Raw genomic sequence first — 7,056 nt, 5'->3', positions numbered from 1 at the left:
CCTCCGGCAGCCGCGCCGCCGCCGCGGCCGGCCTGGCCGCGCACCGGCGCCACGCTCAGCGGCAGGATGCCCGTCGCCTCCAGCTTCGCCGTCAGGCTGGCCTCGTCCGCCGCCTCGGCCCGGCCCTCGACCACCGCGCCGCTGCCGTCGAGCGCCTTGTACGCGAAGACCGGCATGTCACCACTCCTCGGTGACGCGGTGGACCTCGTCCAGCGTGGTCAGCCCGGCCAGGCATTTGTGCAGCCCGTCCTCATACATCGTGACCATGCCGGCGCGGCGCGCCGCCTGGGTCAGGGCGGCGGTGGAGATGCGGTCGCGCAGCAGGTCGCGGATCTCGTCATTCGGCGCGAAGTACTCGAAGATGCCCATCCGGCTGGTGTAGCCCAGGTCGTCGCAGGCCGGGCAGCCGACCGCCTCGTAAAGCTGCGGCGTCGCCGTCGCCAGCGGCCGGGCGGCGGCGGCGCGCTCGACCAGCCCCGCCGGGGTGTCGACCGGGCGGCGGCATTCCGGGCACAGCCGGCGCACCAGGCGCTGGCCGATCACGCCGGCGATGGTCGAGGTCAGCAGGTAGCCGTCGACATGCATGTCCAGCAGCCGGTTGATCGATCCGGTGGCGCTGTTGGTGTGCAGCGTCGACAGCACCAGATGGCCGGTCAGCGCGGCATGCACGGCGATGTTCGCGGTCTCGCCGTCGCGGATCTCGCCGACCATGATCACGTCCGGGTCGTGGCGCATGCAGGACCGCAGCACCCGGGCGAAGTCCAGCCCGATCTGGGGGCGGACGTTGATCTGGTTGACACCCTTGATCTGGTATTCGACCGGGTCCTCGACCGTCAGGATCTTCCGGCTCGGCTGATTGAGGATGCGCAGCGCGCCGTACAGCGTCGTGGTCTTGCCGCTGCCGGTCGGGCCGGTGACCAGCAGGATGCCGTGCGGCCGGGCCAGCTGCTTCAGCAGCGTCGCCTCGACCTCCGGCGCGAAGCCGATCGCGGACAGCTCGATGTCCATGCCGGCGGTGTCGAGCAGGCGGATGACCACGTTCTCGCCATGCAGCGTCGGCACGGTGGCGACGCGCATGTCCATGCTGCGGCCGCCGACCGTGAAGCGGGCGCGCCCGTCCTGCGGCAGCCGGCGCTCGGCGATGTCCAGCTTGGACAGGATCTTGATCCGGCTGATCAGCGCCGGGGCCAGCCGCACCGGCGGGCCCTTCATCTCGCGCAGCAGGCCGTGGATGCGGTAGCGGACCTTCACCTCGTCGCGATAGCACTCGACATGGATGTCCGAGGCGTGCATCCGGATCGCGTCGCTGAAGATCTGGTTGACCAGGCGGATGACCGGCGCCTCCTGCGCCAGGTCGCGCAGATGCTGCACGTCCGGGTCGCCGGCCGCCTCCTCGGCCTCGGCCCCGATGTCGTCGACGATCCGCTCGACCGCGGACCGGCCGCTGTCGAAGTAGCGGGCGAAGGCGTCGTCCAGATCCTCGGTGGCGGCGACGCAGGGCCGGACCGGCCGGCGGGTCGCCAGTTCCACCGCCTGGCGGGCATAGGCGTCGCCGGGGTCGGCCATGGCCAGCGTCACCCCGTCCTCGGCCTCGGCCAGCGGCAGCACCCGGGATTCACGCAGGAAGCGGGGCGACAGCCGGCCGTCGAACAGCGGTGCCGGCGGGAAGGCATCGGGGCCGACCAGCGGCACGCCGTGCTGCACCGACAGGGCCAGCGCCTGGTCGCGGCCGGACACCAGCCCCAGCTTCGACAGCAGGGCCGGCACGCCGTCGCCCGAATTTTCGTGCAGGCGCGAGACCCGAACCCGGTCCTCGGGGCCCAGCTTTCCGAGCTCGACGAGAATGTCCAGGAGCGGTTTCACATTGCCCTTCCGGTGCCGGTCCCCCTGCGCGACCCACCGCGCCCCCCTATCATCGCCGGGCGGCGAGCGAGCGGCAATCTCGGCCGTGATGGGACTGCGGTCAAACGAAATGTTTTCGCCTTATCAGAGGGTTACAATCCCGAATTCAATAAAACTTAACAAGAATGCAACAATTTCGATTCGAATCGAGGCCGATTGCTCTTGTCACTTGTCGAGCGACAGCCGGTCGGTTATGGCTCGGCGTCGCTGCCGGGGGATGGCTTCAGTGGCTTTCAGGGCGTTTTCCTTCAGAATCCTTGCGATTCCAATGCTGTTCGCATTGGTGTCATGTGGCCAGCAGAATGCGGATCAGCCGCCCTCGATGTTCGACGACCTGGCCAACAAGTCGCTGGCCGCGCCCACGGACAACCGGTCCCGCTCCAATGTCGTCGCCTCCGCGGGCCGCACCCAGCCGGTGCGCCAGGCCCAGGTCTTCCCGGGAATCGACGCGGTGCCGGGCGAGCCGGCGGCAGTGGGCTCCCAGATCCAGGCGCAGCCCGGCGGCTACCAGGTCAATTTCAACAATGCCGATCTGGCCCAGGTGGTGCAGGCGGTGCTGGGCGACCTGCTACATCAGCCTTACAGCATCGATCCGCGGGTCACCGGCACGGTGACGCTGTCGACCCAGGGGCCGATCAAGCCGAACGACCTGGTCGCGATGCTGGAGACGGCGCTGCGCTCCTCCGGCGCCGCCCTGGTGCAGGATGACCGTGCCGGATACCGGATCGTGCCGCTGGGCGAGGCGGTGTCCGGCCGCACCGTGCTGCAGCTCGGCAACGATCCGAAGCCGCTGCCGGCCGGCTACGGCATCACCATCATCCCGCTGCGCAATGTCTCGGCCGAGACCATCGGCCCGCTGATCGCCCCGGCAGTCAACCCGGAACTGGTGCGGATCGACTCGACCCGCAACCTGGTGCTGATCTCCGGCACCAGCGCCGACCGCTCGGCGCTGGGGGCCACCGTCGAATCCTTCGATGTCGACTGGCTGCGCGGCATGTCGTCGGGGATCTTCCCGCTGCAGCAGGCGCAGCCCGAGGCCGTGATCAAGGAGCTCAGCGCCGTGTTCGGCGGCGCGCCCGACCGCGGCCCGCTCAAGGGCCTGATCAACTTCATGCCGGTGGAGCGGCTGAACGCCGTGCTGGTGGTCTCGTCCCGGGTCGACAAGCTCAACGAGGCCGGCCGCTGGATCAAGCGGCTGGACCAGGGCGATTCCGACGAGGAACGGGTCTACGTCTACATGGTGCAGAACGGCACCGCGGCGAACATGGCGCGGGTGCTGGGCCAGGCCTTCGGCAAGGTCGACCAGGCCGGTGCCTCGCCCTTCGACGACGAGCTCGGCTCGGACGTCGCCCGCGGCCTCGGGGTCTCGAGCAGCAGCAGCAACGGTACCGGCACCGACCAGGCCAATGCCTCCGGCACCACGGGCACCACCAACGGCACCGGCCAGACCGCATCGGGACAGCCGGGCTCGGGCACTTCGTCGCAATTCGCGCCGATCGACTTCAACGCCCAGCAGAAGGAGGGCGACGCCTCGATCCTCGGCCTCGCCGGCGCCCAGGCCGGCAAGGCGGCGGTGTTCAAGCTCGACAAGCTGGGCGAGGTGCGGGTGGTGCCGGACCGGGACAAGAACGCGCTCCTGATCCGCGCCCGGCCCGCCGCGTTCCGGCTGATCGAATCGGCGCTGCGCGCGATCGACGCCAGCCCGCTGCAGGTGGTGATCGAGGCGACGATCGCCGAGGTGACGCTGAACGACCGGCTGCAATACGGCGTCCAGTACTATCTCGAAACCGGCTTCGGTTCCGCCGGCTTCACCACGCGCGCGGCCGGCAGCTCGCCGTCCGGGACACTCGGCTCCCCGGTGCCGCAGGCCGGCTCCGGCCTCAACCTGGCAATCTCCACCGGCGGCGCCCGGGTCGTCCTCAACGCCCTGTCCTCGATCACCCATGTCCGGGTGGTCTCGGCCCCGACGCTGGCGGTGCTGAACAACCAGACCGCGCGGCTGCAGGTCGGCAACCAGGTGCCGGTGCGGACGCAGCAGAGCCAGTCGACCGACACCAACGGCTCGCCGGTGATCAGCAACATCGAATACAAGGACACCGGCGTGATCCTGAAGGTGACGCCGCGGATCAACTCCAACAGCGACGTCAGCATGGATGTGCAGCAGGAGGTGTCGAGCATCGTCAACGACGCCGCCTCCACCCAGGCCGACGCGCTGGCGCCGACGATCTCGACCCGCCGCATCGGCTCGATCGTCTCGGTCGCCAACGGCCAGACCGTGGTGCTGGGCGGGCTGATCCAGGACAGCCAGACGAACGGCCGCGGCGGCGTGCCGGTGCTGCAGGACATCCCGCTGCTCGGCAACCTGTTCTCCTCGACCAGCGACAGCCGCGACCGGACCGAGCTGGTGGTCTTCATCACCCCGCGGGTGATCCGCAACGCCGCCGACGCCCAGGCGATCGCGGAGGAGCTGCGCTCGCGCATGGAGGCGCTGCGGCCGCGCACCACCACCCGGCCGCGCCAGCTGTGACGTGACCCTGGGGCAGATCGGGCTCGTCGCCGTCTCGCCGATCGTCGGCAGCTTCCTCGCCGCTGCGGCGCATCGGCTGCCGGACGACGTCCGCGGCCTGCTGGTCGGCCGTTCGCGCTGCGACCATTGCCTGCAGCCGCTGGCGCTGCGCGACCTGGTGCCGGTGCTCAGCCGGGTCGCCCTGCGCGGCCGCTGCCGCATGTGCGGCGGCACGATCGACCCGGCCCATACCGTGATCGAGCTGGCGGCGATCGCCATCGCGCTGGCGGCGCTCGCGGCTGGCGATCCGGCGCTGATGCCCGGCACCTGCCTGCTCGGCTGGGGGCTGCTGCTGCTCGCCGCCATCGACCGCCGCACCGGGCTGCTGCCGGACATGCTGACGCTGCCGCTGATCCTGGCCGGCCTTCTGGCCGCGCTGCTGGAACCGGCCGGCCCGCTTTGGCCGGACCGGGCGATCGGCGCCGCCATCGGCTGGCTGCTCTTCGCCGGCCTGGCTTTCGCCTATCGCCGGCTGCGCGGGCGCGACGGGCTCGGCCTCGGCGACGCCAAGCTGCTGGCGGCCGGCGGCGCCTGGCTCGGCTGGCAGGCCCTGCCCTGGGTGGTGCTGGTCGGCGCCGGCGCCGCGCTTGTCGCCACGCTGGTCACCGCTCGCGGAGACATCTCGCGGCACACGGCCATCGCCTTCGGCCCCTGGCTGGCCCTCGGCATCTGGGCGATGCGGCTCATCGGGCCACTCTAGGAGGCCGTTTGGAAATGCGCTGGCGTGAGTCGGCTGGTGGTGGTTTCGAGAACCGGAGCGCAGCGCACATTGGTGCGTGAGCACCGGAAGCGGAGAAACCGCCGCCAGACGGCCACGCCAGTAGCATTTCCGAATGGCCTCTAGGGGCGGATGTCGATCACGTCCTCCAGCTTGGCGATCTCGAAATCCGAGATCAGCACGTCGACCCGCACGGTCCAGCGGCCGGGGACGGGGATGACCAGGCCGTCGACCCGCCAGGTGCCGTCGCCGGGCTGCACGGCCTTGCGGCGGATCGGCTCGATCCCGGCGGCGGGGTTGGACAGCACCAGCGTCACCTCCTTCGCGTCCAGCGGGCCGAAATCGCCGGTCAGCACCACGATCGAGGCGGTGACCGGGCCGGCGCGGCCGGGGGTGATGGTCAGGTCGGCCATTGCCGGGGCGGTGTGGATGTGGATCGAGGCCGGCTGGGCCGCGGCCTCCGCCAGGGCGCGCGGCGGCGGGGTGAAGCGCCAGGTCGCGGCCGCGGCGAAGATCGCCAGCACCAGCGCCGATTCGATCGCGACCGAGCGGGCGAGGCGCCGCGTGGCGCGGCCATCGCCGGCCTCCGCCGGGGCGGTCAGGCGCCAGCGGTTCAGCGCGGCCAGGCCGAACAGCGCCAGCGCCAGCGCCAGCTTGACCAGGAAGACCCGGCCGTAATCGGTGGTCCACAGCGCCGAGACCTGGCCGAGCTGAACCACCGCCAGCAGGATCCCGGCCGCCGCCAGCGGCAGGACCGCGACCGGGATGAGGGCGGAGAAGCGCCGCAGCGCCGCCGTGGCGCCCGGCCCGCCGGCGCGCAGCAGCAGTCCCAGCGGCAGCAGGGCCCCGGCCCAGAAGGCGATGCCGACCGCGTGCAGGAACACCGCCGGCCGGGTCAGGATCTGCGGCGCTGCGGCGCTGGCATGGCCGCTGGCCGCCAGCGCCGTGCCGGTCGCGGCCACGGCCAGCAGGGCGATCGCGGCCGAGGCCCGGCCGCGCCGCAAGGCCAGCGCCAGCAGGCCGAGGACCAGGGCGGCCGCGGCCAGGGCGGCGGTCAGGCCGTAGCTGGTGCCCCAGCCGGTGGTCCAGGCGATGCGCCGGCCGAGCCCCGCCAGCGTCATCTCCAGCGCGTCCAGCCCCTGCAGCCCGACCGAGACGGGCGCGGCGACCAGCCCCAGCAGCATCAGCGCGGCGGCGATGCGGGCGGCGCCGCGCGGCAGTGGCGCGACGGCGGCGCGGAACGCCACGGCGCCGACGCCGAGGAACAGCGCGGCATAGATCGCGATCCGGGCCAGCCAGATCGCGGCCTCGACCGGGCGGTCGGCGATGTCCGCCGCCTGGGGCGGCGGCCCGGCGCCGGGCTCGCCGATCGAGAACACGACCGAGCCGCCGACCGGGTGCCCGTCCTCCGACACCACGCGCCAGCTCAGCACATGGGTGCCGCGCCCCAGGCCGGCCGGCGCCGGGATCACCAGGGTCGCATCCTCCAGCCGGGCATCGCCCAGCGTGACGGCCGTGCCGTCCGGCTGGACCAGCCGCAGCACCAGCGGCGACACCGGCTCGTTGAAGGTCAGGCGGAAGCTGTCCGGCCCGGCCGCGATCACCGCATTCTCCGCCGGCTCGGCCCGCAGCAGCGAGGCGTGGGCCCAGGCGGCCTGGGGCGCGAGGAGCGTCAGGAGAAGAAGCAGCCAAGCATAGACCCAACCCTGCGCGCCCCCTCTTGTCCCCCCTCCCCTTGCGGGAGGGGGGTAGCAACTGTCTTGGGAGAGAGGTGTCATGCGGCGTGGTTTTGCCACGGTGCGTTGTCCCTGAGCATGGCGTTGAGGATGGTGAGCATCCGGCGCATGACGGCGACGATGGCGACCTTGGG

The 7,056-nt window shown here is 71.8% G+C and carries 4 protein-coding genes; 2 read left to right on the top strand and 2 right to left on the bottom strand.

Annotation, left to right across the window (positions count from 1 at the left end; genetic code table 11):
• Window positions 1-177: 177 nt before the first annotated feature.
• Window positions 178-1,863 carry a GspE/PulE family protein gene (locus BWR60_RS35150; RefSeq protein ID WP_088157865.1) on the bottom strand — a complete coding sequence of 562 codons (1,686 nt, stop codon included), beginning with the start codon at window positions 1,861-1,863 and terminating at the stop codon, window positions 178-180.
• Window positions 1,864-2,224: 361 nt separating this feature from the next.
• Between BWR60_RS35150 and gspD the strand changes: the two genes are divergently transcribed.
• Together gspD and BWR60_RS35140 are read left to right on the top strand one after the other, a co-directional pair.
• Entirely contained in the window at window positions 2,225-4,429 is a 2,205-nt protein-coding gene (gspD, locus tag BWR60_RS35145) for a type II secretion system secretin GspD (RefSeq protein ID WP_144445869.1), read from the top strand.
• A gap of 1 nt (window position 4,430) precedes the next feature.
• Complete coding sequence (locus BWR60_RS35140; protein ID WP_088157863.1) at window positions 4,431-5,168, top strand: prepilin peptidase; 738 nt, start codon at window positions 4,431-4,433, stop codon at window positions 5,166-5,168.
• A gap of 140 nt (window positions 5,169-5,308) precedes the next feature.
• Here the strand turns inward: BWR60_RS35140 and BWR60_RS35135 are convergent, their stop codons facing one another.
• Window positions 5,309-6,964 (bottom strand): copper resistance CopC/CopD family protein, encoded by a 1,656-nt coding sequence (locus tag BWR60_RS35135; RefSeq protein ID WP_088157861.1) that lies wholly within the window; start codon window positions 6,962-6,964, stop codon window positions 5,309-5,311.
• Window positions 6,965-7,056: the final 92 nt, after the last annotated feature.

It is taken from the genome of Inquilinus limosus (genome assembly GCF_002195995.1).
Taxonomy (GTDB): domain Bacteria; phylum Pseudomonadota; class Alphaproteobacteria; order DSM-16000; family Inquilinaceae; genus Inquilinus; species Inquilinus limosus_C.
This window is presented reverse-complemented; position numbering and strand designations above follow the sequence as displayed.

Bases quoted from the DNA above. Each gene is read 5' to 3' on its own strand.
- BWR60_RS35135 (WP_088157861.1), bottom strand. From the start codon at position 6,964: ATGACACCTCTCTCCCAAGACAGTTGCTACCCCCCTCCCGCAAGGGGA.
- gspD (WP_144445869.1), top strand. From the start codon at position 2,225: ATGTTCGACGACCTGGCCAACAAGTCGCTGGCCGCGCCCACGGACAAC.